This window comes from Pseudoalteromonas sp. SG43-4, from assembly GCF_014164325.1.
GTDB classification, from domain to species: domain Bacteria; phylum Pseudomonadota; class Gammaproteobacteria; order Enterobacterales; family Alteromonadaceae; genus Pseudoalteromonas; species Pseudoalteromonas distincta.
Map to the genome: position 1 here is coordinate 1 of NZ_JACJFB010000008.1, position 26,014 is coordinate 26,014.

Consider the following 26,014-nt stretch of genomic DNA (forward strand, 5'->3'; position numbering starts at 1 on the left):
GTATGTTCGTTAATCATAATGTGCCCTCAAACAAGATTTGAAGATCTGATCATGACATTGAGATTTAGTTCAAAAAAATCCCCGCTAATTTCTTAGCAGGGATTTGTGTATAAGAGACAGCTAAAAAGTGCCTTTTGAAACCATGAAAATGAATGTTATTTAATAAATGTGCCTCGGATTGGATAGTCGTTTTCTCTAGAAAACTTAATTCCACCTAGCAGTTGCTCTAAATCAGGACGAACAAATGGGCTGTTTGATATATCGACCATTTGAAGCTGATTTTTTTCATTAAGTACAAAAATGCCTGGCTCAGCAAATGGATGATCAGTTTCTGCATCACTGCGAGGCTCGCTAATATGTAGCCCTAAATCGGTCATTTGTTCGATTGTTAAACCATAGTAAATTGGGAAGTTAATATCTATTTTTTCAAAATGTTTATTAAGCTGCTCATGGCTATCACCACTTACTGCAACCACTTCAACACCAGCATCTTTAAAGTCTTTATGAACTTTAGCAAGCTCGTTAAGTTGCGCAGTACATTTAGGGCAGTGCTGGCCTCGATAAACAACAATCATTTTCCAGGGAGAGTCACTTACTCTATCAACTAAATCTACCTTATTCTCATCAACATCTCTCACTACTAGTGATGGCATAATATCCGCAGGTTTTAAACTAGTGTTACTCATTGCGATCTCCTTTTACTGTTTCAGATTAAAAATTAATTTGCTCTTACCCATAGAGCTTAGGGTAACTTTTATTAATTCAACCTGAAAAGTGTAATTAAAAATCGATTATGACTTTAAGACCATCCCTTTATTTTTCTATAAATGGTAGATGCACTAACCCCTAGATAAGCAGCAGCAAGAGGAATATTGTCTTCACAGCTTTTAATTGCATTTTCAATCGCCCTTTTTTCAACTTGCCACAAAGGTTCTATATCGTGAACAGACATAGGCGATAGTTGAACACTCTGCTCGTTTGTATTGTGAACTGACTTAGCGGATATCGAATGCTTAACAGCGCCTAATCCAAATGAGCTTGGTAGCATGTCTTTTTCAATTACATCGCCATCATTAATAACGACGGTGTTTTCAATTACATTTTGTAGTTCGCGAATATTTCCTGGCCAATCGTAATTACAAAAAAGCGCCTTAACTTCATCAGAAAAACCAGTGAAATGCTTTGCATTACTATCGCTTTTTTGTTTCAAAATATACTCAGCAAGCAGTAATATATCGCCTCCGCGTTCTCTTAAAGGGGGGAGTTTTACGGGGATAACATTTAAACGGTAATATAAATCTTCTCTAAAGCGCCCTTCTGCAACCTCTATGATTGGGTTTCTGTTTGTTGCACAGACTAAACGAACATCGCTGTGTAATACTTCACTACTACCAACCTTACTAAAAATGCCTGTTTGTAAAAAGCGTAATAACTTTGCTTGTAAGTTAAGTTCCATTTCACATAATTCATCTAAAAATAAGGTACCGCCGTTGGCCACTTCAACAGCCCCTTTTCGATCGCTCAATGCCCCACTAAACGCACCTTTAACATGACCAAAAAACTCTGATTCAAATAGCTCAGCAGGTATAGCTGCACAGTTTATGGCAATAAATGGTCCTGTATTTCTCGGGCTTGTATCATGAAGGGTTTGTGCGCAAACTTCTTTACCGGTTCCACTTTCACCTGTAATAAATACACACGCTTTACTTCTAGCTGCACTATCAAGTAATCTAAAAACGGTTTTCATTGCCAGTGATTCACCAACAAAATCTTGATTTTTATCCCTGTTTTTAACCAATGGTTGAACTTTAACTTGCTCTTTTGGCGTCAACGCACTTTCTACTGAGCTAATGAGTCGTTGACTTGTGAAAGGTTTTTCTAAAAAATCAAAACCGCCTAAACGCATTGCTTCCACTGCAATATCAATAGAGCTGTTTGAGGTGATCATGACTACATTAGCAGGATTTTTCTGCTTATTTACAAATTGTAATACCTCAAGCCCACTTATATCTGGCAAGCATACGTCTTGTACTATGACCGCTGGCATTTTTTCTTTAATACCGACTAAAGCAGAGTACCCATCTGTAAAGTGTTTGCATTGGAAACCAGCCTGCTCAAGCTGACTTGCATATAAAGCACCACTGGCAATGCTATCTTCAACAATATAAACAAGACCTTTATCAATTATATCTGACACAGCTTTCTCCTAGATAGCTATACTATTACTCATTATTTGATACGCATCTCGGGTTTTATCCAAGTTGTGTTTAATAACAAGCGCTGCGTGCAAGTTTTCTTGTGTAGTTGACGGTGGCGAATCGTGTAATTGTGTTGCTAACGCAGCTAAAGCAGATGCACCATATAAAGCTGCTGAATTTTTTAAGACATGCATTACTTCTTTAATTTTTATAGTATCTTCACTACTAATTGCCGTATCTAATTGGTTAGCCATAGTAACTAATTCATCAATAAATAATTTAATTAAACGAGCTAACACGGTTGTCCCAACATCCTTTTCGAGTTGAGTTAATACATTTAGCTCGGTAATACTTTTATCGACAAACTGCTCTGATATGGGCATAGATAACCTTTGTGTAAGTTAAAACTTCGTACACTAATAATATGTAAGAGTTGTAGTTTAAGAGTAATTTGTTTTTTGCATTTTGCAAATCAAAATGAATATAAACATTTACAAAGCCCAAGTATCAATACTTTTAGTTAACGTTTGCGGCTTATCTAGCAGGTACCCCTGAGCTATATCGCAACCAAGTTGTTCTAATATTTGTAATTGCTCATTCTCTTCAATACCTTCTGCTACCGTTTGTAAACCCAATCGTTGAGCCATCGCAATAATTGCGCTACATAACGTAAAGTCTTCATTATTAGTTGCAATACCACTTACAAAACTGCGATCAATTTTTAAACCATCAATATCAAATTGACGAAGTAAACCTAAAGAGGCATACCCAGTGCCAAAATCATCAATCCACACCTTTACGCCTTCTTTATGGAAGTTTTCAAACGCCTTAGCTATTTTATCAGGACTATGAATGAGCGCTGTTTCCGTTAATTCGACTTTAATAGCCTGTGGTGGTATTTGGTGCTTTTCTAGCAAAGACATTACTTTTGAAAACACATCACCATCTAAGATTTGTACCGGTGAAATATTTAATGAAACAGCAATATCTGTCATACCAAACTGCCGCATATGCTTTAAATCAGACAAGCATTGCTCAAAAATCCAGTCACCTAATTCTAAAATCATTCCCGATTGCTCTACATGAGGGATAAACTCATCAGGGCCAACAATGCCAAAGCGCGGTGATTGGCACCTTACTAGCGACTCAAAGCCGACCAGCTTTCCAGATCCCAATGATAAAAGCGGTTGATAAACCATTTTAAAATAATTATTTTGCATTGAATCAGACATGATTCTCTCTAACTCATGCCATCTTGCTAGATTGACTGGTTTTTCCGATTCTAGGTATTTAAACGCACTCATGATTTTACTCCGGTTTCACTCTTAGTGACTTATTATATTAAAGAGCAATTTACAGGCCATTTTAAATACAAAAAAACAGAAATAAAAACCAATATATTCAGGTAGTTAAATTAGAATATTGAATGGATTTACTTCTCCCATTTCATTCGCATTTTGCAATTCAGTTTGCAATGCAGCTACATTGGCAATGTGAGCGCTTAATCGAGCTTATAAAACACAGATAAGCCAGTTAATAGATACTGACCAAAGCTAATATTAGCAATTGTATATGAGAAAAGAGAAAGCTTTGATAAAACCCTGTTTAGGTTAAGCACCATCTAAATTTAAGAGAAAATAAATAATTTTATGGGGAGGGATAAAAAATTAAATTGGTGGTAGGAACATAAAAAAACGCAGGCAACTATAAATAGTTACCTGCGCAAAAGTCTCTAGTTTGAAAGAGTGTCGTTATTTTCGTTTTTAGAAGAAGTTACATGTTGTGCATAGTTGGTATTTTGCGAGTCAAACGTATTACTCATCAACTGAGCGTTTTCAACATCAGCTTGTGTAAAAGTAATTGGCTGAATATCTGCCAGCGGTTCAATCGAATCGTTACCTCGTAAAACTGTTATACCTATTACTAAAGTGGCAACAAGCAAAATTGACAAAACCATAATTTCAGGTGTTAGTACCCAATTGTTACCTTTAGGCTGTTGTTTGGCTTTTGTGTTTGTTTGCATATTGCACCCCTTAAAAATTTAACTAAATTCGTCTTGATTTGATATTTAATATATTGCGAAAGTCGTGCCAACCAGATAACAACTTTACAAAAAAGTAAAAACCTTACAAAATCATGTCGTTAAAATAAATTAAAGGTATGATTGAGTATTTAAATAAAGTTCATAACATTTTATTTTTATTTTGAATTGCAATTTGCGAATCAAATTAAAAAAAACACACTAAAAAACACTCATTAATTACTAAAAAATAAATTTAACTTACCCCTAAAATACTAGGTTAATTTCTCCGTTTATCAAGTTTTATGCAACACAAACCCACTTTTTATATTGTCTGTTGATCTTTGCGGATTAAAATTCGTTCAAACTACAGGCGGTTTAATCGCGGCGCGAGGTTTATAACCTAGCGGGATCGGTAACTGCTCCTGCGTTACCCTACTGACTTACATCGATGTAAGACCGAGCAAAGCTTCCGCGTTCTGCTCACGCCCCTTACCTACATCCATGTTGGCAACAAAGAGTAAATAGCCCTTAGGAAGAAACCTTTGGGCAGCGCCTGTTTGGCATTAATGCTACGTTATCGCCCATTTATGGAAAATAACCACACTGCATAGGCTCAACTTTGCCTAAATACCAAACACACTGCTACAAACTTAACCCTAAACGTTTAACAAACCCTAGCCTTTATTGCTCAACTCAGCTTTTCCCACACTTGCGCTAAACGAGAGAGCTTTAAATGTTTAGATTCAATAACCTGCTCTGGGGCATATTTATCAAGTAATAAATAAAGTGTCTCACTTACAATTGGCTTAGCTAAATAGTCATTCATCCCCGCGTCTATAAATCGCTCTTTATCACCATGAATCGCATTTGCAGTGAGTGCTATTATGGGGGTGGTTATACCTAACTTTCTGATTGCTTTAGTTGCAGAAATCCCATCGAGTATTGGCATTTGGATATCCATAAAAATAATATCAATTTCACCGCTTTGCGCCTTTATTATTGCCTCTTGACCATCACTAACAATATGCACACGGCAACCTTTTTGTTCTAAAAACTGCCGAATTACAATTTGATTATTCGTATTATCTTCAGCAACCAATACCTTGGTTCCGCTTAACTGATTTAACCCTAAGGGGCTTTCTAAAGTTTCTTTTTGCTCACGATTGGTAAATATAATATCCAAATGAAACAGCTGCTCTTCTAATAAACTAATTGCCCGTAGTACATGCGATACTTTATAAGGGCCATTTAACCTAAGCTCTCTGTCGTTAATATTTTGCGGTAATAAGCTTTTACCTAGCAAATCTAGGATGAGTAAACACGGTGAATTAAGGGAGTTGTATGTATTTATACGCTCGCGTGTTTGGGCTAACATTTGAGGTTCAGTTAGTACAATTGCATCAGGAAAACTATCGTACTTGGGTATATCTGGGCATACTTCGTAGTGTTCAAAAGTGATAGAAAACCGAGTGAGCGTATGCTCCAAGGCTGTTTTTAGAATTTCGTGACTTCCTACTATCCATACTTTTGGCTTTTTACTTCGTGCTGCAAACCCTTCTCTTAAAATTGAGTCAGTTGTGTCTATTTGCAGCGGGTAATTAACTATAAACTCGCTTCCTTTATTAAACTCAGAACTAACCGAAATATCTCCACCTACCACATCACAAATTTGCCTACATATCGCAAGCCCTAAGCCACTGCCACCATGCTTTCGAGTAATTGAATTATCGGATTGAATAAAAGGCATAAACATACTGTCAATTTTATTTTTTGCAATTCCCATACCCGTGTCTTTTACAGATATATAAAGGTTTAAATTATTACCTTCAATATGAGTGAACTTAACAGTAACCGTTATTACACCATGTTGAGTGAACTTAATCGCATTGGCTAATAAATTTATGACTATTTGTCTTATACGGGCATGATCACCAATTACTTGAGCTGGTACATCAGGATAAAAATCAAAAATAACCTCAAGCCCTTTTTGTAAAGCACTTTGGGAAATTATATCTATTGCTTCTTCAATACACGTATCAATACTAAATGGCTGATTATTGAGTGTTATGGCTTGTGCTTCAAAACGTGAGTACGTTAATACATCGTCCAATACACTTAATAGCGCGTCAGAACTTGTTTTAATCATTTGTGTATAGCGCATTTGTTCAGAAGTTAAACCGGTATGATGCAAAATATCTGCAGATCCAATCACAGCATTTAATGGCGTGCGAATTTCATGGCTAATATTTGCCATGAATCGGCTTTTTGACTCCGCTAGGGTTTCTGCCTGATGTTTAGCTTCAAGTAATATTTGCTCGCTTTCAATACGCTCTTGTATATCCACAAGTGTCGCAGCAATTGATGATAAATCACTTTCGTAGCCACCAACAATTGGAGTAAGTGTAATTTCGACCCAGTTATTTATACCTTGTGCATTAATTAAACGTATATCAAAGCGACGAATGTCACGCTTACCTTGTTTATAATCAAGTAAAGTGCTACTAATTTTTTCTACATCTTCTTTTGCTATAAACTTAATTATAGGTAAGCCAAGGCTCTCATCTACCTTGCTGTGTAGAACTCGCTGCCATGCTTGATTTATAAATAATAGATTGCCAAATGTATCAAGGCGTAAAACAATATCAGGGATATTATCAACGACAGAGTGATAATTATATTCTATCTCTGCCATTGCTTGTTCGGCTTTAACTCGCTGCGTAATATTAGTTTCTATAGCGATAAAGTGCTTTACTTGGCCTTCATCATCTCGCACTGGGTTTGCATCAATAGCAACCCAATAAATATTACCGTTTTTATCGTAATTTGTAGTTTCAACTTGAAAAGGAAGTCCATTTTTTACGGCATGAGACATGACCTTACGGCTTTTTTCACATGTTTTTGGCCCTTGCAGTAAATGACCAGGACTGGTGCCTATAACCTCATCACAGGTGTAACCTGTAAGTACTTCAAAACTATTGTTAACCCACTCAATTACGCCAAATTTATCTGTAATTATCACTAAGTTATTTGTATGGCTCGCAACAAGCGATAAGCGTTTTACATATTTTTGCTGTTGTGTAAGCAAAAGTTGTGAGTCTTTATGACGTTGAATGTCATAGAGTGAACCTATAAAACCGCTTTTTTCATCATAAACTAGCCTCAACTCAAACCAGTTTAAGAGTCCGTGACTATTTTTTATTTGTATTTCTACACTAGGAGTCTGCTTTCCTTCAAGCAAACAACAACTGTATGCAACAAAATGCATAATATCATCGCAATTCATTAACTTAGTAATATTAGAACCAATTAATGAATCGCTTGAGTAACCTAGTTTCTTCTCCCATGCTTCGTTAATATAGGTAAGATTTAAATGTTTATCACACTCAAAAATACATTCATCTAAAATAGCTAATAGCTTTGCTTGACGTCGATTACTATTGGAGAGCTTTTCGACCAATGCATATTGGATTTGCACTTGTAGTTCATCGTTGTTATCCATGCTCTCTCCAATGCTTAATAAAAGTTTTACTATCACAAACTCGCGCATAAAGAGGAAAAACCTCTTCACAGTAAAAAGTTTGTTCAAAAGGAGTGCGACTCGATGTACAGTCACTTAAAATAGTGACGTTAAAACCAAGTTCAACAGCCGTTCGCGCAGTTGAGTCAATACAAATAGAAGTCACCGTGCCGGCTAAAATTACATTAGTGACACCATGTTCTTTGAGCTTTTGCGCTAGAGCAGTATGTGTAAAAGCATTTAAACCTCTTTTCCCAGGCACCACTTCTATAACATTGCTAAAAAAATCTAGCTGCTCAATGGTTTGAGCGCCGTACGAACCTGCTTTAAATGCGCCCACATCAGCAATAGCTTTTAATATGCCAATCGGATTTTTAAGCTCACTGTAGTTTTGTGTAAAATGAATGGGTGTATTAACAACTAACGCAAATTGCTCTGCACAGGCGGCCAATAAAGAGAGTGTATTTTCTACCACGCCAGTAATTCTTGACGACTCTTCAACCACGTCATACAAAATACCTTTTGGTGAAAAGTAATCATTTTGAAAACCAATCAAAATAAGCGCTGTTTTAGAAAAGTCATGCATCATTGCCACCTTATTAACCAATTTAAGACGCTAATTGCCAAGGTTTAATAAACTTTTCAAGCACTGCTTTGGTCACTGGTTTTTGTAAATAGTGCGTAATACCTTTTTCAAATAACTCAGCTATCTGCTCATCCCCTGTTAGCCCCGTTAAAATAACTTTGGGTGTATCATTATTAGGGGTATTTTGACGCACCAATTGCTGTGCTACGTCACTGCCAAACATTCCTGGCATGCGCTCATCTAAGAGCAGTAAATCAAATGGTTCATTTTGAGCAAGCGTTAAAGCACTAGCGCCATTTTCTGCACATGTTACTAAGCAGCCCAGCATTTCGAGCATCACTTTTGTTGCAATTTGACTTGGTAAGCTATCATCCGCCACTAATACAGATAAACGTGTTTGCGTATGAAATGTTGTTAAAATGGTAATGAGGTCAGTATCAAAAAATGGCCAACCTAATATTTTTTTAGATAGTTTGTTCTCTTGGCTCAGCTCACTAATGTCGCTAATAGTGCATAACTTTATGTGTCTATTTATGCTGTCACCATTTAGTTTATCAGTTAGCGCATCACCACTAAGGTGACGTAAATCCTCAATCTGTACCGTTTCCTTAAAAGTGCTATTGAATAATTTAAAATTTAAGCCAAAGCGCTCATGGGTATTATCCGATGTTATTAAACAACTTTTAAATAACGCCTCACAATCAGTTAGAACGTCTATATTTTGGCTAATATCAAGTGCCAAACTAACAGACTCTTTTGTTGCTAAAAGCCCATGAAAATCCAGCGTGCTTACTTGCTCAGAATCATCAATCTGGTAATGAAGGCTAACCCCTTGTATATTTGCTTCTAGGTTAAGTAAAAAGCTCTGCTTTACAGATGCTAGCGCTGGAATCAGAAATTCCTCGCATTGCGCAATCATTTGCTCAAGAGGGATTTGCAAACAAACGTAGTTACATTGCAACTTGTTAATTAAAGTAACTGAAAAATTTCGATTTTGGGTTTTACAATATTTACCGATTACCCCTTGGATAATTTCTAAAACGTGACTATTAATATTCATAAAGTATTCTCGTTAACCCAATGTATAGCTCTTAATCATCAAGTTATGTGCCACAAATTAGTTCTTGTAAACACACTTGCATTCATATACTTAAGTATTAGACAGACAGCGCTTTAGTTTCTCATTCGCATTTTGCAAATCATATTACTATGCAATATATGATTTATAGTTTTTATTAGAATGGTGTAATCGATTTTTTTTGCTTTAAATAATTTTTCAATCATTTAAACTGATTTTAATCAAATTGAGGAGAAAGCTATGTTAACTGTAATTTTTGGCCGTGAAGGTTGTCCATATTGTGTTCGTGCAAAAGATGTTGCGGAGCAACTATCAAATGAACGTGATGACTTTAAATTTCGCTACATCGATATAATTAAAGAAGGCATTAGTAAAGCCGACCTTGAAAAGTCAGCTGGTAAACCTTGCCCTACCGTTCCACAAATTTTTGTGGATCAAAATCACATCGGTGGATTTACAGAATTTGAAGCTTACGCAAAAGAAAACCTAGGCTTGTACAAATAAGCGTTGTATTAAATATGTTAACCAGTTTAATAAACCCCAAATCAAACTGGTTAAATTTCGACCAACATCAAACACATAGAAATTAGTTTCAATTTATACAAGCATTTGCCTCGCGAATCCTATATAATGCGCGCCTCTTTAAATTCGTTGAGGCGTATTAATGTCAGAACCAGTCACGTTTGAATCTCTAAATCTTTCTCCTGCAATTTTGAAGGCAGTTGAAGAGTTGGGTTACAAGACACCATCTGAAATCCAAGCTCAATGTATACCGTTATTGCTAGAAAGAAAGGACGTACTGGGACTAGCTCAAACGGGTACAGGTAAAACCGCAGCATTTGCACTGCCATTACTAAATAATATTGACCCGTCTGTGAAACAGCCACAGATCCTTGTACTCACACCAACACGTGAGCTTGCGATCCAAGTTGCTGAGGCATTCGAACAATATGCTAAACATGTTCGTGGTATTGAAGTATTGGCACTCTATGGTGGCCAAAGCTACAGTATCCAATTAAGCGCACTTCGTCGTGGCGCTCAGGTTATTGTTGCAACTCCAGGTCGTTTAATCGATCACATTAACCGTGGCACTATCAAGTTTGATGCTCTACAAGCACTTGTACTTGATGAAGCCGATGAAATGTTACGTATGGGCTTTATCGATGATGTAGAAAGCATCATGGAAAAAACACCGCGCGAAAAGCAAACATGTCTTTTCTCTGCGACTATGCCTAAGCAAATTCAAAACATCAGCAGCAAGTATATGAATAACCCTGAACAGGTTCATATTTCTGCGCGTAACTCTACAGTATCATCTGTTGAGCAAGTGTTTTGGAATGCAAGCGTACATAAAAATAAAGCAATTGTTCGCTTCTTAGAAGCTGAGCAATATGAAGGTGCTATTGTTTTCGTACGTACGCGTAACGATACAGTACAACTTGCTGAGTTATTAGAGCGCGAAGGTTTCTCTGCTGCTCCACTTAACGGTGACATGAACCAGCAAGCACGTGAACGCACTGTAGATCGCTTAAAAAGTGGCATGCTAAACATTGTTATTGCAACAGATGTAGCGGCACGTGGTCTTGATGTTGACCGTTTAAGCTTAGTTATCAACTACGATATCCCACAAGATTCTGAAGCCTACGTTCACCGTATCGGCCGTACAGGTCGTGCTGGTCGTACTGGTAAAGCAATCTTATTCGTAAAACATAACGAACGTTATTTACTTAAAAATATCATTCGTCATACGAAGTCTGAAATTGCTCAAGTTGAATTACCTACAGCAAAAATTGTTGAAGAAAAACGTATCGAAGCGTTACAAGCAAAATTAACTATTGCGCTTGAAAACAAAGACATCACGTTCTTCAATGAAGTAGCTACTAACATGGCTGAAAAACTTGATCTTCCTCTTGAAAGCTTAGCGGGTGCGTTACTGTGTTTAGCACAGCAACAATCGCCAATTAAAGTTGAAGAAGTTAAGATTCAACCTCGTGAACGTAACGAGCGTAACGACCGCAATTCACGCAACGATCGTGGTGACCGTGGACGTCGTAACGAACGTGGCGGCGAACGTGGTGGTGAACGCGCTGAGCGTAAACCTCGCGAACGTAACAGCCGTGATGCAGGTCCTATGGATACGTACCGTATCGAAGTAGGTCGTGAACATGGTGTTCAGGTTAAAAATATTGTTGGCGCTATCGCTAACGAAGCTGACATCTCAAGCAAGTTTATTGGTGATATTCGTCTACACGACAATCACAGCACGGTTCAATTACCGCAAAACATGCCTAAAGATGTACTTGATCACTTCCAAAAAGTGTTTATTTGTAAACGCCCTATGGGCTTAACAATTACAACTGATCAAGGTCCTGCTGAACCACGTGGCGAACGCTCTGAGCGTCCAGCTGGTGATAAGAAACGCAGCTTTAATAAAGATGACGGCGCACGCGGTGATAAGCGCAGCGGTCCTCGTAAAGAACGTCGCCCTGTAAGCTTCACAGCTAAATAAGCAACGACTCTTTAATAAAAAAACCTTGCCACGAAAGTGACAAGGTTTTTTTGTTTTTAAGCTGCTGCTACAGTGAAAACAAAGTAAACTTTCGCGTCAATTCAATAGCGGCTTGAGATAGTTTTTTTAGCCTGAGTTCGGGTTGCTTAATGCCTATAAATACATTTCTCTGATTTTTAAAATAACAAAAATTCTGTAAACTAGACAAAGGCTATAGTTCACGGACGAATTAAAAATTGAAAAAGATTTACGACAACTTGCTCTTTGTAGCAATAGTACTCCCCATTATTATGCATCACTATACCTATTTTAATGGACTTTACAGATCCACCATTCATCTCAAATGAACTATACGACGCTGTTTTCTTTATAACCCTCCCTATTATCTGTTGTGCACTATTTATCTATTTAAATATACTTATATTCAATAAATATAAACGCTGCAGTAAATATAGAGAATCACTTAAATACAATTTCTCAGATACTAAAATAAAATTAGCATCCATTTTCATGTACCCATTATCCCCTTTATTAATCTTTGGAATACTCTATGTTTTTATCTCTGATCCTATTAAATTATGGGCTTACTACACGCAAGGCGACTATTGGTATAAAGAATACATCCTGACCGATGTACAAGAGTGTGGCACTGAGTATGAAGATAGCTGTACTCGTTTATACTTCAAAGACCCTAAAACGAATAAGATTCATGATTTTAGGTGGTATGACGATAAGTCTACAATAATAAACAATAAAAATGATTATGTGTATATTGTTGGAGAGGCCAGCTTATTTGGCTATATAGTGAGAGATTTAGAAAGATAACTTAGACTTACTTTTACATTACAGGACTTTTATTTAAAAACCTCACTCAAGTGAGTGAGGTTCATAAAGGTTTAGGTTAAGGCAATGCTGGATAAATGTAGCTTGCATCTAAACCTAAAGGAATACCAAGTGCCCAATAACCTAATAAAAAGATACTCCAGCCAATCATAAAGGCAATTGAGTACGGCAGCATAATAGCAATTAAAGTGCCTATACCGGTGCCTTTGACATACTTTTGACAGTACACTACCACTAATGGGAAGTATGGCATTAACGGTGTAATAATATTAGAGCTTGAGTCACCTACACGATAAGCGGCTTGAGTTAAGTCTGGCGAAATACCAAGTTGCATTAACATCGGTACAAAAATGGGGCCAAGTAACGCCCATTTTGCTGAACTTGAACCTACAAACAAGTTAACAAAGCCAGTTAAAAAGATAATGCCTACAACCGTTACTGCACTTGGCAATTCCATCGCCTTTAATAACTGCGCACCTTCAATTGCGAGCAGTGCACCTAAATTTGATTTACTAAATGCAGCAATAAATAGCGAACAGAAAAACGCCATGACGATATAATATGCCATGCCGCTCATCGCTTTACTCATAGCATCAATCATATCTTTTGAAGTATTAAAGGTACCTACCGTAAAACCATATACAGTGCCTGGGATCCAAAAAAGTAAAAATATTAGTGGTACAATTGATTGCATTAAAGGAGAGCTAAAATTAGTAAGGGATCCGTCACTACTGCGCATTGCAGAATCGTCTGGAGCAGAGACAAATGCTAATAACGCAAGTCCAGCAATCATCACGGTACTGGCTATATAAAAGGCACGTTTTTCATCACTACGTGCATCTTCAAATACAGGTAAATCCTCTTTAGCACCATCAACTGCTGTTTTTTGTAAACGTGGTTCAATAATTTTATCGGTAATGTACCAGCCTAATGCCACAATAAATAAGCTAGATGCTGAAGCAAATGCCCAGTTATTTAACGGGTTAATTGTTATTGCAGGATTAATTATTTGCGCCGCACTTTGGGTAAAGCTTTGTAGCAATGGGTCGATACCCGATGGAATAAAGTTAGCCCCAAAACCACCACTGACTCCTGCAAATGCAGCTGCAATACCCGCAAGCGGATGGCGTCCTGCTGCATAAAATATAACACCGGCAAGTGGAATAACTAATACATAACCTGCGTCAGTAGCGGTATGGCTCACAATGGCCACTAAAATGATTGAAGGCGTTAATAGCTTTTTAGGAGTAACTTTAAGCATTAACTTAAGGCCGGTATTAATAAATCCCGAATGCTCTGCAACACCGACACCTAACATAGCTACTAAAACGACACCTAAGGGAGCAAAGCCAGTAAAGGTTTTTACCATAGAGGATAAAAAAGTAGCGAGCGAATCACTTGCCAGCATATTATTAATAATAATCGCTTCACCGGTACGTGGGTCTATTGCATCAAAGCTCACGCCTGAAAACCACCACGACAAAAACCAAATCAATAACATTGCAAATAGAAATATTACGGCTGGATCTGGAAGCTTATTTCCTACTCGCTCAACAAAATTTAAAAAACGCGCTACAACCCCTGAAGGTAAAGCGTCTTGATTATTATTCATTTTTATTGTTCCTAAAATTTATTTTAGTAACAATATCGCATAAAAACAAAACAGTAAATTAACATGGGAATGTGCTTTAAAAGTTTTGGGCACAAAAAAACACGATAGTGATAAACAAATCGTGTTTTTTTGCCACTTAGGGTTAAGCGAGGGCTTTAACTTCATCCCACAAGCGTGCAACTAATGCCTTGTCTTCTTCGTTAAGCTCGCCGTTGCGATATGCTTTAACTAAGCTTTGCTCTACAGTTTCATTTAGCTCATCTATACTGATTGTCAGCTTTTCTACTTCGGCATAACCAACTGCAAGATCAAAATGACCTCGTAAATAGCCGCCAGCAAATAACTCATCGTCAGTTGCTTTTATTACTAAATCATCGAAGTACTGCTGGGCTGCATCGATATAGTTCACTAAACTCATTTATTAATCTCCTGGTTTTGCAAAGCACCTGTATTTTCAAGGTTTTGGTGCCCTACTGCATACATAATATGGTCGTTAAATCCGGTGGTTACTTTAATATAACCGGTTAATTCATCATCTAATTCGCCATCGCCTGTATCACAAATAAGGGGGCGACCATTAAGCGCTAGTAGTTTTGTTTTTGTTGCTACTACAATAATATTTTCTTTGCCAATTGCGCGTATAAGCAAAGGACTCAATTGCTGGTTACCACGGCCAAATATATGCCCTTGCCCGCCAATGAGCGTAATGACTAACTTAGTACTTTGATCATGTGTAAGCTCAAGCAATTGCTTAGCCGTTAAATCTTGGGCAACTAAGGTTTGATCTTTTATTAAATCAACACCAAGTAACGTATTTTCAAGCCCCATTTCTTCCATTATGGCTTCAACCGTTGAGCCGCTACCCATAATATAAAATGTGTCTTCATCCATTTGCGATACAACATGCGCTGCAATGTCGGCAAGTACGAGTTCGTCGGTTTCTTTACCGCCATTTTTAACCGCTTGCATATAGCGTACTTCGCTAGGTGTTTGCATTTCGCCGTAGCGTTTGGCTTTTACTGTGCCTTGCCTGAAAGCATCTTCATCTATATCCATTACATCTGCATCGGCTAAGGTAACTAACTCCCCCTTAACCAGCATTTCGACTACGCGCCCTGCAGCCTTTGGCGTGATAGCGTAAACACCAGAATGAATTTTACAACCTGCGGGAATACCAAGTACGGGAATGGTATCCTCTATTGCATGGCAAATGTTACGTGCTGTACCGTCGCCTCCGGCAAATAAGACTAAATCAACACCAGAGTTTTTAAGTATTTTTGCGGCTTGTTCTGTGTCATCTGGGGTTGTTATTGCAGAAGTGTTATATACAACCTCTACATTAAAGCCCAAAGCTTTTGCTGTTTGCTCACCCATGTCACCGTTAACAGTGTAAATGGTTAAGCGTTCTTTATAAGGTAATAGCACCTCAAGCGCTGCTTTTGTTCGGCTATTTGCTTTTGGCTCTGCGCCTAACTCTATTGCTTTTGCCGCTGTGTGCGCGCCATCACTGCCTTTTAAAGCGACTGTGCCACCTAAACCTGCTACAGGGTTTACAATTAAGCCTAATTTAAACGCCATTACAAAGCTCCTTTGGATGTTGCCACTTAAATTGCTGCGCTGTTAAGGGCCACGGTGTATTGTAAAAATCACACACTGCTTTTAAAAGTGACTCTGTACGAGAGTTAAAGCCATTTTCGATTAGCGATAATACCCGTGCATATACTCGCTGCTGAAAATCAAACCGACACGTTTGCTCGCCGTTTAAATTATCCACCGACACATTAAAATTAAACCCTGTTGCGGTGCTTAATAACCACTCTATAGCTTGGGGCTTTATTTCTACCTTTTCAAACTCAGCTTGTTTTTGTTTGTCGCGCCCATCAGGGCAGTACCAATAGCCGTAGTCTTCTAATAACCGACGTGCATCACCGGCCACCAGCCAGTGTGCTATTTCATGTAATGCACTGGCATAAAAACCATGCGCAAATACAACCTGGTGATATGGCACCTGCTCTGTTGCTGGTAAATACACAGGCTCACAATCGCCTTTTATCAGTCGTGTATTGTGACTTTGATAAAAAGTGCGCTCAAAAATTGAAATTAGATCAGCTATTTGATGCATAAAAATTGATTAATTCGTCTCGGTTACAGCGCCATATTAGCGCACTAAAAACGAGACGAATTGTACGGGCTTTTACAACTAAAGTAAAAATAAGGCGTGATAGTAAAATATAAGCGGATTAATCTTTCACTTTATTGATATTTTTAATAATACCTAAACAGTAAAGCGTATTGGCAAGTTCTTTACGCTGTGTTTTTTCACTTGAGGTTTTATTGGCTAAGCTAGTTAACATATCGTACCGTTTACGTAGAGTTAGTATATATCTGGCATGCTTACGGCATTCAAAACAACGTGTACAGTGTGAATCGACCCAAAAATCAAGTACCTCAAACCAATATTGCTGCTCTTGAGCAAAAAAAATAAATGCCTTAGAGCAACTTTCGCACTTCTCTTCAATATCAACATAAAGTGCCCGAGGGTCAATGGCATAGTTTTGCTTTTTTATATCTGCCAATATTACCGTATTAGGGAAGTATTTAAGCCTCGAGTAACGCCAGTGCGCATTCTCTATCGCCTCTATTGTCACTGAGGTATTGGTAGTTATCGGTTTATTGCCATACCTTGGGTGATTTAGATACATGAGCAGCCTAGTTTAAACTTATGATTTTAAGGCATAGAACATGCCATATGAAAAACAATAATTATAAAGGCGTTCCTGCTTCATCACACTCTACAATATCGGTTTCGGTTAATGCCTGAGTGATCCATACTTGTAATACTGGGCAACGCATAACAAAGTCACAATATTGTTGCGCCTCTGGCGATAACGTAATTTGATACGTTTTTAAACGCAATACAATAGGTACGTACATAGCATCAGCAATACTAAAGTCACCAAAAAACCACTCGTTTGGAAACACATCTTGTTGCTGTGCAAATATCTCGTCTATACGGGCTATGTCTTTTAATGCTTCGCTCGATAGGTCTACTTTACGGGTAGCTCTTATATTCATTGGCACTTCGCTGCGCAGCGCCATAAAGCCTGAATGCATTTCAGCGCTTAGCGCACGCGCTTTAGCTCTTTGGGTAATATATTTTGGCCATGCAGCGCCTGATAAGTAAGCATCGTTAATATATTCACAAATTGCTAGTGAATCCCAAACCTGTAAATCGCCATCAATTAACGCTGGAACTTTTTGCACAGCAAAGGTCTTTTTTAGTTCACTGTAAAAATCAGGGGTGTCGAGTACCAGCTGGGTTTCACTAAACTCAACATCAAATTTACTCATTAAATACCATGCGCGTAATGACCAGCTGGAGTAGTTTTTATTACCGATAAATAATTGCATATTGTAAATACCAAAGTGAATAGACGCTCCTACCTTACTAGGTGATTAAACAACCAACAACATTTTGTTTAAAGTCTCTTTGCTAACGGTTACTTAAAGCTATTAATTACTCACTTAACTGCTTGTTTAAATGTTTTTTTAATAGTTGTGTATTACGCGTATTAGCTTTAAAAAACGCATCAAATATATCGCCAAAAAACGGCACTAAGCCGCCCACAAAGTCAATGAGCATATTGATAATCATCTTAGTCTTTATACGTTTACTCACACCTAAACGCTGCGCTTCTATAAGCACATAGCTTGATAAAATTAGCCCTGCGGCATCACCTATAACGGGAATTAAACCAATCACAGCCTCTAGGCCTATATTAAATTTAGTAAAAGGAATACCAATGCTGCTATCCGTTAACTTACTGAAACGTTCTAAGCGGGCTATTGCAGCCTGGGCTTTTATTTGTGAGTGTTCATTAATATTATCGTTCATGATTACTACCCTCCTTCTTGCAGTATATAGGACCTACTTGAACAACTCCTGAAAGGCTCTTAACTAAATTACAGACATAAAAAAACGCGGTAATCCGCGTTTTTATAATTATAAACACTTACACTGAGCCGTTAATTGGCCCGTGTTGATGATTTACATGCGGATTTTGTCCGCGTTGACGCAGTAAGTGGTCCATTAAGGTAATGGCCATCATTGCCTCAGCAATCGGGATTGCACGAATACCCACACACGGATCGTGACGACCTTTAGTGATCATCTCAACCGCTTCGTTACTTGTATTAATGCTGTTACCTGGAATAGTAATGCTCGACGTTGGTTTTAGCGCAATAGAAGCAATAATATCTTGCCCTGTCGAAATACCCGCAAGTACACCACCTGCATGATTTGATGTAAAACCTTCAGGGGTTAGCTCGTCGCGATGCTCAGAGCCTTTTTGCTCAACCACATCAAAGCCATCACCAATTTCAACGCCTTTAACCGCGTTAATACTCATTAATGAGTGTGCAAGTTCGGCGTCAAGACGGTCAAATACTGGCTCACCAAGACCAACAGGTACATTGCTTGCAACTACTTTTACTTTAGCGCCAACTGAGTCACCTTGCTTTTTAAGGTCACGCATATATTCGTCAAGCGCTTCAAGCTTACTTGCATCAGGGAAGAAAAATAAGTTATTTTCCACTTCATCCCAGTCAAACGTTTCCGCCTTAATAGGGCCAAGCTGACTTAAACATGCTTTAACTTCAATACCATGAAATTGCTTTAAGTATTTTTTAGCAATAGCACCTGCCGCTACGCGAATCGCGGTTTCGCGTGCAGATGAACGACCGCCACCGCGATAATCGCGCAAGCCGTACTTATGCCAATACGTGTAATCGCCATGACCTGGGCGAAATACATCTTTAATTTTGCCGTAATCTTGCGAGCGTTGATCGGTATTTTCAATCAATAAACCAATGCTGGTACCTGTGGTTTTACCTTCAAAAACGCCTGCTAATATTTTTATTTGATCGCTTTCACGGCGCTGCGTTGTATAACGGCTTTGGCCTGGTTTTCGGCGATCTAAATCAATTTGTAAGTCGGCCTCTGTGATTTCAAGACCTGCGGGAGTACCATCAACAACGCCGCCTAATGCAACGCCGTGGCTCTCACCAAAGGTGGACACTTTAAATAACTGCCCAATGCTATTACCTGCCATTAACTTTCCTCATTCCTAATGACTACCAATAGCCAAGCACAGGGCTTGGCTATTCATTTTTTACTTATTTTGCAAAATACTCATCTAGCTGCTTTTTACTAATTACAAATACACCTAAGCCGCCTTGTTCAAATTCAATCCATTCAAACGGCGCGCCCGGATACAGTGCATCCATATGTACCATAGAGTTACCAACTTCTACAAATAACAAACCGTTATCAGTTAGATGTTCACTCGCTTCGCTCAATATAGTACGGGTTACATCTAAACCATCGTGGCCTGATGCAAGCCCAAGCTCTGGCTCATGATGAAATTCGCGTGGTAAGTCAGCCATATCTTCTGCATCAACATACGGTGGGTTTGCTACTATAAGGTCGTATTTTTGACCTGGTACACCGCTAAATACATCAGACTGAATCGGTAACACGCGATCACTCAACATGTAATCGTTAATGTTAATGTCTGTGACTTCAAGCGCTTCATACGATATATCTACCGCATCAACTTGTGCCTGCTCAAAAGCTTGCGCAAGTGCAATTGCGATACAACCCGAACCCGTACATAAATCTAATATACGGTTTACCGATTGTGGCTCTTCAAGCCACGGCGTAAAGCGGTTACTAATAAGCTCGGCAAATGGTGAGCGAGGTATAAGTACACGTTCATCAACATAAAACGGCATACCCGCAAACCATGCAATGTTTGTTAAGTAAGGTACTGGTGTGCAGTCGTTAATACGTTCTGCAATAAGACCCGCAAGTCGGTTTTTTTCTGTGCTTGTTAAACGCGCGTGCATTAATTCTTTTGGCGCATCAACAGGCAAGCTAAGCGCAGGCAGTAATAAGCTTACAGCTTCATCCCATGCGTTATCTGTACCGTGTCCAAAAAATATACTACTACTTGCAAATTGGCTTGTAGTCCAACGTAACCAGTCATGTAAAGTTGACAGTTCTGCAACGGCTTCTTCGAGTGTTGCTTCTTCTATTTGTAAATCGCTCATATATTTTTACCTGTATTAGCTTACTGACTGTTTTGAGTCTTTAAGACGATTGCATTGCCTATCTGCGCTGGGCAAATTACAATTGCCCCTCATTTAAGTATTGTACCGCCTTTTGCGCTGCGTTTTTACGTTTTTTTGTTTAGGTAATAGTTATGAAAAAAGACACTCCATCACATTCGTCCCTAAGCAATGACGACATAAGCTTATTTCGTCAAACGATCACAGGCGCCAAAGTATTTAAACAAGATACTCATCGTTTTGATACAAAGCCTAAGGTGTCACAAGCTAAGCAATTTGCCCAGCAAAAAAAGCAGGCTCAATCTGAATTTTTCTTCTCAGACGTTTATATTCCCGATATAGACACCCACGGCACGGTTAAATATGTAAAACCTGGCCAAGATACTTTCCTAGCTAAACAGCTTCGCCGTGGTGACTTTGCACCCGATTTGACGCTAGATTTACATGGCTTAAATAAAGAACTTGCTAAAGACGAACTCGCTGGACTCATTCACGAATGTAAAAAGCAGCATTATTATTGTGCATGTGTAGTGCACGGTATTGGTGGCGGCGTACTAAAGCACAAAGTGCCTCAGTACTTAGTACAGCACCCTGACGTAATAGCGATGCACCAAGCCCCTCTCGAATATGGTGGAAGAGGCGCTGTACTTATTTTAATTAATTTACCGCAAAGTGATGAATTTAGACGCTAACTTTAGCCATTACTAGGATGTAACTACGTGCATATTTTTTCAATTATTTTTCCGCTCATTTTTATTGTGGCACTGGGTTATGGATGTTGTAAGTTAAAGTTTTTTAACGAACAACACATTGCGGGTCTAAGTAAATTTACTTTTTATGTGAGTTTACCGGCCTTTTTAGTACTAAATATGTCGCAAATAAACTTACAGCAAAGTATTAGCCTTTTTGCATTTTTGAGCTTTTACATACCTGTTTTGAGTGTGTTTGGATTAGGCATTTTAATTGACCGCTTTTACTTAAATAAGCCATGTCTCAATAATAAAGCAATAAATTATCAACAACACAGCGTATTTGGTTTGGCAGGAAGTTATTCAAATATGGTGTTGGTAGGTATCCCAATTGTTATAGCGTCACTGGGTAAAGAGATGATTGCTATTGCATTTATGATCATCACCTTTCATAGCACATTGCTATTTGCCCTGACCTTTTTAATTGGGGCAAAAGGAAGTGCTGAAAACTTCTCATGGTATAACTTTAGCAAGAGTATGGTGCTAAACCCTATCGTACTGAGTATTGGTTGCGGGTTGATCATTAATGTATCTGGGCTTAGCTTATATGACAATTTAGTAAGCAGTATAGATTTACTCGCCAAACCCGCTATTCCGTGTGCTTTATTTGTACTAGGCGCAAACTTAGTATTTTATAAAATAGCCTCAAACTGGCAGCCCGCGCTTATATCTTCATTATTAAAAATTATTATATTACCGGCTGGGGTATTTGTTGCAGCAACTTATGTGTTTGAGTTAGATGAGCAAATAAGAAATGTGCTAGTTCTATTGAGTGCATCACCTGTAGGGGTAAATGCTTACTTAATTGCGTGTCAGTTAAAACAGCATCAAGCAACGCTTGCAGGGACGGTGGTACTTTCTACTATATTGTGTATGTTGAGTTTTAGCTTTTGGTTGGCTATTTTGCTTTAAACAACTATATAACTAACAAAACTGCCATGAGCTATATAATTGTTTAATCAAATTACTTTAAGGCCGCTACAACAGATATTTCTACGAGTAGTGCATCACGTGCCATTTTAGCTTCCACACAGGCACGTGCTGGTGCATAACCCTCGGGTACCCATGCATCCCATACTGCATTCATATCAGCAAAGTATTCCATGCTCTTTACATAAATAGTCGCGCTAAGCATATGTTCTTTTGAACTCCCTGCTTCATCAAGCAGCGCCTCTACTTTAACAAGCATAGTTTGAGTTTGCTCTTTAATACCTTTTTGCGCGTCGGCGCATACCTGCCCACATAAATACACAGTGCCATTATGTTTTACTATGCGGCTCATGCGCGCACCTGTTTGTAAGCGTTCTATCGTCATAATACTTTTCTCAATTATTTAAAGGTTTTCTGGGGCATTTATACTTATATAACTACTACGCTGGGTTTGCTCATCATAACTAATAACAGCAACAGCACCTGTATTAAAAATTGGCATATTACCAGGGCTTAATTGGTCCACTAAATAACTTACAATAGGCATGTGTGCCACTATAAGCCATGTATTGCATTGGGGATGAGTAGCAATAAGCGTTTCAAGATAGTCAGCAGCAATTTGAGGTTTGCCTTCGGGGATAATATCGGATGTGGTTTCGCTAAATTTAAATACGTTATTTTTAGCTACACCTGCAGCTGTTTGCTGTGCACGAATGTAAGGACTAACTAACAGTGCATCAGGGCAATGTGCTTTACTGAGCCAAAGGCCCATTTTTTCAGCTTCATCGTGCCCTGCTTGGGTTAAATTTCTACCTGCATCATCAGCCTGCATGGGTGTTGCTTCGCCGTGGCGCATTATTAGGATTGTTTTCATAAAAAATCAACCGATTAAAGAATATAAAACAGTAGCCAGTTTGCCCATTTGTCAGCTATATTAACAACATAAATCTATTTATTTCTAAATAATTCTTTCATGAGATTCAGGTAAATCTTTAAGCTGTATTTCGCTTTCCTGAAGCCATCATCTGTTGTTAACAAGTAAACGTTTAGTTTCAGGAGCATCATTTGAATATCAGCCGCAATGATAACAGAGCATACCGCGCCTTTACACTGGACAATGGTCTAAAAGTACTATTAGTGCAAGATAAAGATTCTACAAAAGCGGCAGCATCAATGGCAGTTAACGCCGGGCATTTTGACGATCCTCTTGATAGGCAAGGCCTAGCACACTTTTTAGAGCACATGCTTTTTTTAGGCACAGACCAATACCCAGATTCAGGCAGTTTTAATAATTTTGTTTCGCAAGCTGGCGGGAACACTAATGCGTGGACTGGCACTGAGCATACCTGTTACTTTTTTGATATTAATAACCAAGAATTTGAACAGGCGCTTACCCAATTTAGCCGTTTTTTTATTGCGCCACTTTTAAATTCAGCCGAAACAGAAAAAGAACGCAACGCAATTGAAGCCGAGTTTAAACTAAAAATAAAAGACGATGGTCGCCGTATTTATCAAGCCCACAAAGAAACGGTAAATCCAGCTCATCCATTTGCTAAATTTTCTGTAGGAAACCTACAAACCTTAGCTGACAGAGAGCGCTGTATTAGTGATGAGCTTCGCGACTTTTTTAATAGTCAGTACCAAGCTCAGTGGATGACTTTAGTTATTTGCGCAAACGAAACATTAAACACACTACAAAGCTGGGCACAAACTTACTTTGGCGCAATTAAGGGTAATAAAAACCTCAAAAAGCCAGAGATCAGTGAGCCACTTTATCGCAAACAAGACATAGGAAAAATACTTCATATTGAGCCGCATAAGCATATGCAAAAACTTATCATAAGTTTTGCTATGCCTAATATTGACGACTTTTATCGCCACAAAACAGTGAGTTTTATTGCCCATTTACTTGGCTATGAAGGCGCGGGTTCTCTTTATTCTATTTTAAAAGAGCAAGGCTGGATAAACGCGCTTTCTGCTGGCGGTGGTATTAATGGCAGCAACTTTAAAGACTTTAATATTAGTTTAGCGCTTACCGATGAAGGTATTGAATACTTCGAAGACATTATTGAAATGGTGTTTGAATACATTTGCTTAATTAACGATAACACCGAAAAATTGCCGCGCTTATACCAAGATAAAAAAAATCTATTACAAATAGCATTCGATAACCAAGAAAAGTCACGCTTGATTGATTGGGTCAGTAATTTAAGCATTAATATGCAGCATTACGACGAAGCAAATTACGTGCAAGGCGACTATTTAATGGAAGGCTTTAAAAAAGCGACCCACGAAATGGCCATGCAGTGGTTAACGCCACATAATATGCGCATCGTACTTATACATCCAGATGTAGAGCCTGAACATAAAACCGCATGGTACAACACACCATATAAAGTAGAACATATTTCACCTAATTGGCTTGATGCACTTAGCGAGATAAATAAACCGCTGAGCGAAATGCTGCTGCCTACCGCTAATCCTTATTTGACAAAAGAAGTGGTGTTATTTGATGTCATAAAACCACAAACGAAACCCGAGTTATTAGTAAAAGAACCCGGTTTTGACTTTTGGTTTAAACAAGACAACACATTTCGTGTTGCTAAAGGTCATTTTTATTTGGCCATGGATTCTGATTTTGCCGTAAAAGATGTAAAGCATATGGCACTCACCCGCTTATTTACAGATTTATTTATGGATAGCGTAGGCGAGCAATTTTATCCTGCAGAACTTGCAGGACTTAGCTACCACTTAACCTCGCATCAAGGTGGATTAACTCTACATACCGCTGGGCTTTCATCCAGTCAGTTAGAGCTTGTTGATCAATTAATAGATGCTTTATTTAATGTAGAAATTTGTGCAAAACGCTTTGCTGAATATAAAAAACAACTTGTAAGGCATTGGCGCAATAGCAACCAAAACAAACCAGTCAGTGAGTTATTTAGTATTTTAGGCGCAAAAATAATGCCTTGGAACCCTCAACCTGGGGAGCTTGCATCGGCATTAAAAAACACCTGTTTTCAGCAATTTAATGAGTTCAGAACAGACTTTTTTAAAGCACTACATGTTGAATCATTTTTACATGGTAACTGGCAGCAAAGTGATGCATTAGCCTTTCAAAAAAAGGTCGCCGAACACCTAAAAAACGCAGCCATAATTGAAGATTTAAGACGCCCTCTTTTTGAAATTAAAAAAGTAACTCGCTACGAGTTAGAACTTCCTTGTAGCGACCATGCCATGGTAGTTTACTATCAGGCGCAAACGGATTGCGTGGCCGAAAAAGTAAAAATGATGGCGTTAAATCATTTAATTAATCAAGATTACTTTAACGAGTTACGAACAACACAACAGCTAGGTTATTTAGTGGGCGCAGGTTATGCACCTTTTAATACTCGTGCTGGAATAGCATTTTATGTGCAGTCACCTAAGTTTGATGCAAAAACATTATTGCATCGTCATAACAGCTTTATTAAAAAATACCTTGATAACATTGATGCACTTGATGAAAACGATTGGCAACAGCAAAAACATGGCCTTAGTACTCATATTGCAGAAAAAGATAAAAACTTGCGCCTGCGCTCACAACGGTTATGGCTTGCTATTGGTAACAGAGATCACGAATTTCATATGCAGCAGCGACTTTTAGATGCCCTAAACGCACTAACACTAAGAGAAGTAAAAGTTTATGCACTAAGCCTATTTGATGATAATAGACCAAGATATGAGCTTTTAAGCTCGGCGAAAGTCAGTAAATCTCAAAATATGCCCGTTTACTCTCAATCTCTTTGACTCTAGGTTTAGCTTGTTTTAAATTATCATTTGTAAATTAGAAGTAATCAA

24 protein-coding genes are annotated in these 26,014 nt (G+C 38.3%); 5 read left to right on the forward strand and 19 right to left on the reverse strand.

Features of this window, described 5'->3' with window-relative positions; genetic code table 11:
- Window positions 1-155 precede the first annotated feature (155 nt).
- The 8 genes from H5160_RS09510 to H5160_RS09545 all read right to left on the reverse strand — a co-directional run bounded on the left by H5160_RS09510 (window position 156) and on the right by H5160_RS09545 (window position 9,384).
- Window positions 156-686, reverse strand: coding sequence for a peroxiredoxin-like family protein (locus tag H5160_RS09510; protein WP_182737304.1), 531 nt, complete (start codon window positions 684-686; stop codon window positions 156-158).
- A 113-nt stretch (window positions 687-799) separates the two neighbouring features.
- Window positions 800-2,197: a sigma-54 dependent transcriptional regulator gene (locus tag H5160_RS09515; protein WP_082007326.1), complete on the reverse strand. Its 1,398-nt coding sequence runs from the start codon at window positions 2,195-2,197 to the stop codon at window positions 800-802.
- 9 nt (window positions 2,198-2,206) lie between these two features.
- Entirely contained in the window at window positions 2,207-2,581 is a 375-nt protein-coding gene (locus H5160_RS09520; protein ID WP_039489282.1) for an Hpt domain-containing protein, read from the reverse strand.
- A gap of 108 nt (window positions 2,582-2,689) precedes the next feature.
- On the reverse strand, window positions 2,690-3,430 hold the full coding sequence (locus H5160_RS09525; protein ID WP_182737306.1) for a bifunctional diguanylate cyclase/phosphodiesterase: 741 nt from the start codon (window positions 3,428-3,430) through the stop codon (window positions 2,690-2,692).
- A 500-nt stretch (window positions 3,431-3,930) separates the two neighbouring features.
- A complete protein-coding gene (locus H5160_RS09530) occupies window positions 3,931-4,221 on the reverse strand; it encodes a hypothetical protein (RefSeq protein WP_182694241.1) in 291 nt (96 codons plus the stop codon).
- Window positions 4,222-4,909: 688 nt separating this feature from the next.
- On the reverse strand, window positions 4,910-7,720 hold the full coding sequence (locus H5160_RS09535) for a PAS domain-containing hybrid sensor histidine kinase/response regulator (RefSeq protein WP_182737308.1): 2,811 nt from the start codon (window positions 7,718-7,720) through the stop codon (window positions 4,910-4,912).
- Window positions 7,713-8,324: an isochorismatase family cysteine hydrolase gene (locus tag H5160_RS09540; protein ID WP_182682043.1), complete on the reverse strand. Its 612-nt coding sequence runs from the start codon at window positions 8,322-8,324 to the stop codon at window positions 7,713-7,715. Before H5160_RS09540 ends, H5160_RS09535 begins: the two co-directional genes overlap by 8 nt.
- 22 nt (window positions 8,325-8,346) lie before the next feature.
- Window positions 8,347-9,384, reverse strand: coding sequence for a response regulator (locus H5160_RS09545; RefSeq protein ID WP_024595980.1), 1,038 nt, complete (start codon window positions 9,382-9,384; stop codon window positions 8,347-8,349).
- Between the two features lie 258 nt (window positions 9,385-9,642).
- Here H5160_RS09545 and H5160_RS09550 point away from each other — a divergent pair, with 258 nt between their 5' ends.
- Window positions 9,643-9,906, forward strand: coding sequence for a GrxA family glutaredoxin (locus tag H5160_RS09550; RefSeq protein WP_024595981.1), 264 nt, complete (start codon window positions 9,643-9,645; stop codon window positions 9,904-9,906).
- Window positions 9,907-10,066: 160 nt separating this feature from the next.
- The gene (locus tag H5160_RS09555; protein WP_024606656.1) at window positions 10,067-11,911 is read left to right on the forward strand and encodes a DEAD/DEAH box helicase; all 1,845 of its coding nucleotides are present in this window, start codon (window positions 10,067-10,069) and stop codon (window positions 11,909-11,911) included.
- A gap of 901 nt (window positions 11,912-12,812) precedes the next feature.
- Here H5160_RS09555 and H5160_RS09560 read toward each other — a convergent pair.
- The 9 genes from H5160_RS09560 to prmB form a co-directional block, all read right to left on the reverse strand.
- Window positions 12,813-14,366, reverse strand: coding sequence for an AbgT family transporter (locus H5160_RS09560; protein WP_182693393.1), 1,554 nt, complete (start codon window positions 14,364-14,366; stop codon window positions 12,813-12,815).
- Window positions 14,367-14,508: 142 nt separating this feature from the next.
- A complete protein-coding gene (locus H5160_RS09565) occupies window positions 14,509-14,784 on the reverse strand; it encodes a YfcL family protein (protein ID WP_024596509.1) in 276 nt (91 codons plus the stop codon).
- On the reverse strand, window positions 14,781-15,944 hold the full coding sequence (locus H5160_RS09570; RefSeq protein ID WP_154903375.1) for an ATP-NAD kinase family protein: 1,164 nt from the start codon (window positions 15,942-15,944) through the stop codon (window positions 14,781-14,783). The genes H5160_RS09565 and H5160_RS09570 overlap by 4 nt, the downstream gene beginning before the upstream one ends.
- The gene (locus tag H5160_RS09575) at window positions 15,934-16,488 is read right to left on the reverse strand and encodes an elongation factor P hydroxylase (protein WP_182737309.1); all 555 of its coding nucleotides are present in this window, start codon (window positions 16,486-16,488) and stop codon (window positions 15,934-15,936) included. Before H5160_RS09575 ends, H5160_RS09570 begins: the two co-directional genes overlap by 11 nt.
- 118 nt (window positions 16,489-16,606) lie before the next feature.
- Entirely contained in the window at window positions 16,607-17,068 is a 462-nt protein-coding gene (locus H5160_RS09580) for a zinc-ribbon domain containing protein (protein WP_029753288.1), read from the reverse strand.
- A gap of 61 nt (window positions 17,069-17,129) precedes the next feature.
- On the reverse strand, window positions 17,130-17,777 hold the full coding sequence (locus H5160_RS09585) for a glutathione S-transferase family protein (RefSeq protein WP_024596733.1): 648 nt from the start codon (window positions 17,775-17,777) through the stop codon (window positions 17,130-17,132).
- Between the two features lie 106 nt (window positions 17,778-17,883).
- Window positions 17,884-18,261, reverse strand: a complete 378-nt coding sequence (locus H5160_RS09590; RefSeq protein WP_024591638.1) for a DUF4112 domain-containing protein — start codon at window positions 18,259-18,261, stop codon at window positions 17,884-17,886.
- A 118-nt stretch (window positions 18,262-18,379) separates the two neighbouring features.
- On the reverse strand, window positions 18,380-19,477 hold the full coding sequence (aroC, locus tag H5160_RS09595; RefSeq protein WP_002962170.1) for a chorismate synthase: 1,098 nt from the start codon (window positions 19,475-19,477) through the stop codon (window positions 18,380-18,382).
- Window positions 19,478-19,541: 64 nt separating this feature from the next.
- A complete protein-coding gene (gene prmB, locus H5160_RS09600; RefSeq protein ID WP_007377743.1) occupies window positions 19,542-20,477 on the reverse strand; it encodes a 50S ribosomal protein L3 N(5)-glutamine methyltransferase in 936 nt (311 codons plus the stop codon).
- Window positions 20,478-20,629: 152 nt separating this feature from the next.
- Here prmB and smrB point away from each other — a divergent pair, with 152 nt between their 5' ends.
- Together smrB and H5160_RS09610 are read left to right on the forward strand one after the other, a co-directional pair.
- Window positions 20,630-21,187 (forward strand): endonuclease SmrB, encoded by a 558-nt coding sequence (smrB, locus tag H5160_RS09605; protein ID WP_007377742.1) that lies wholly within the window; start codon window positions 20,630-20,632, stop codon window positions 21,185-21,187.
- A 27-nt stretch (window positions 21,188-21,214) separates the two neighbouring features.
- Window positions 21,215-22,156 (forward strand): AEC family transporter, encoded by a 942-nt coding sequence (locus tag H5160_RS09610; RefSeq protein WP_024604477.1) that lies wholly within the window; start codon window positions 21,215-21,217, stop codon window positions 22,154-22,156.
- Window positions 22,157-22,208: 52 nt separating this feature from the next.
- On the opposite strand, the gene H5160_RS09615 is transcribed toward H5160_RS09610, so the two are convergent.
- The gene (locus H5160_RS09615; RefSeq protein ID WP_182737311.1) at window positions 22,209-22,559 is read right to left on the reverse strand and encodes a RidA family protein; all 351 of its coding nucleotides are present in this window, start codon (window positions 22,557-22,559) and stop codon (window positions 22,209-22,211) included.
- 18 nt (window positions 22,560-22,577) lie between these two features.
- The gene (gene sixA, locus H5160_RS09620; RefSeq protein WP_024593905.1) at window positions 22,578-23,048 is read right to left on the reverse strand and encodes a phosphohistidine phosphatase SixA; all 471 of its coding nucleotides are present in this window, start codon (window positions 23,046-23,048) and stop codon (window positions 22,578-22,580) included.
- Between the two features lie 191 nt (window positions 23,049-23,239).
- Between sixA and H5160_RS09625 the strand changes: the two genes are divergently transcribed.
- Window positions 23,240-25,963: an insulinase family protein gene (locus tag H5160_RS09625; RefSeq protein ID WP_182695806.1), complete on the forward strand. Its 2,724-nt coding sequence runs from the start codon at window positions 23,240-23,242 to the stop codon at window positions 25,961-25,963.
- Window positions 25,964-26,014 lie beyond the last annotated feature (51 nt).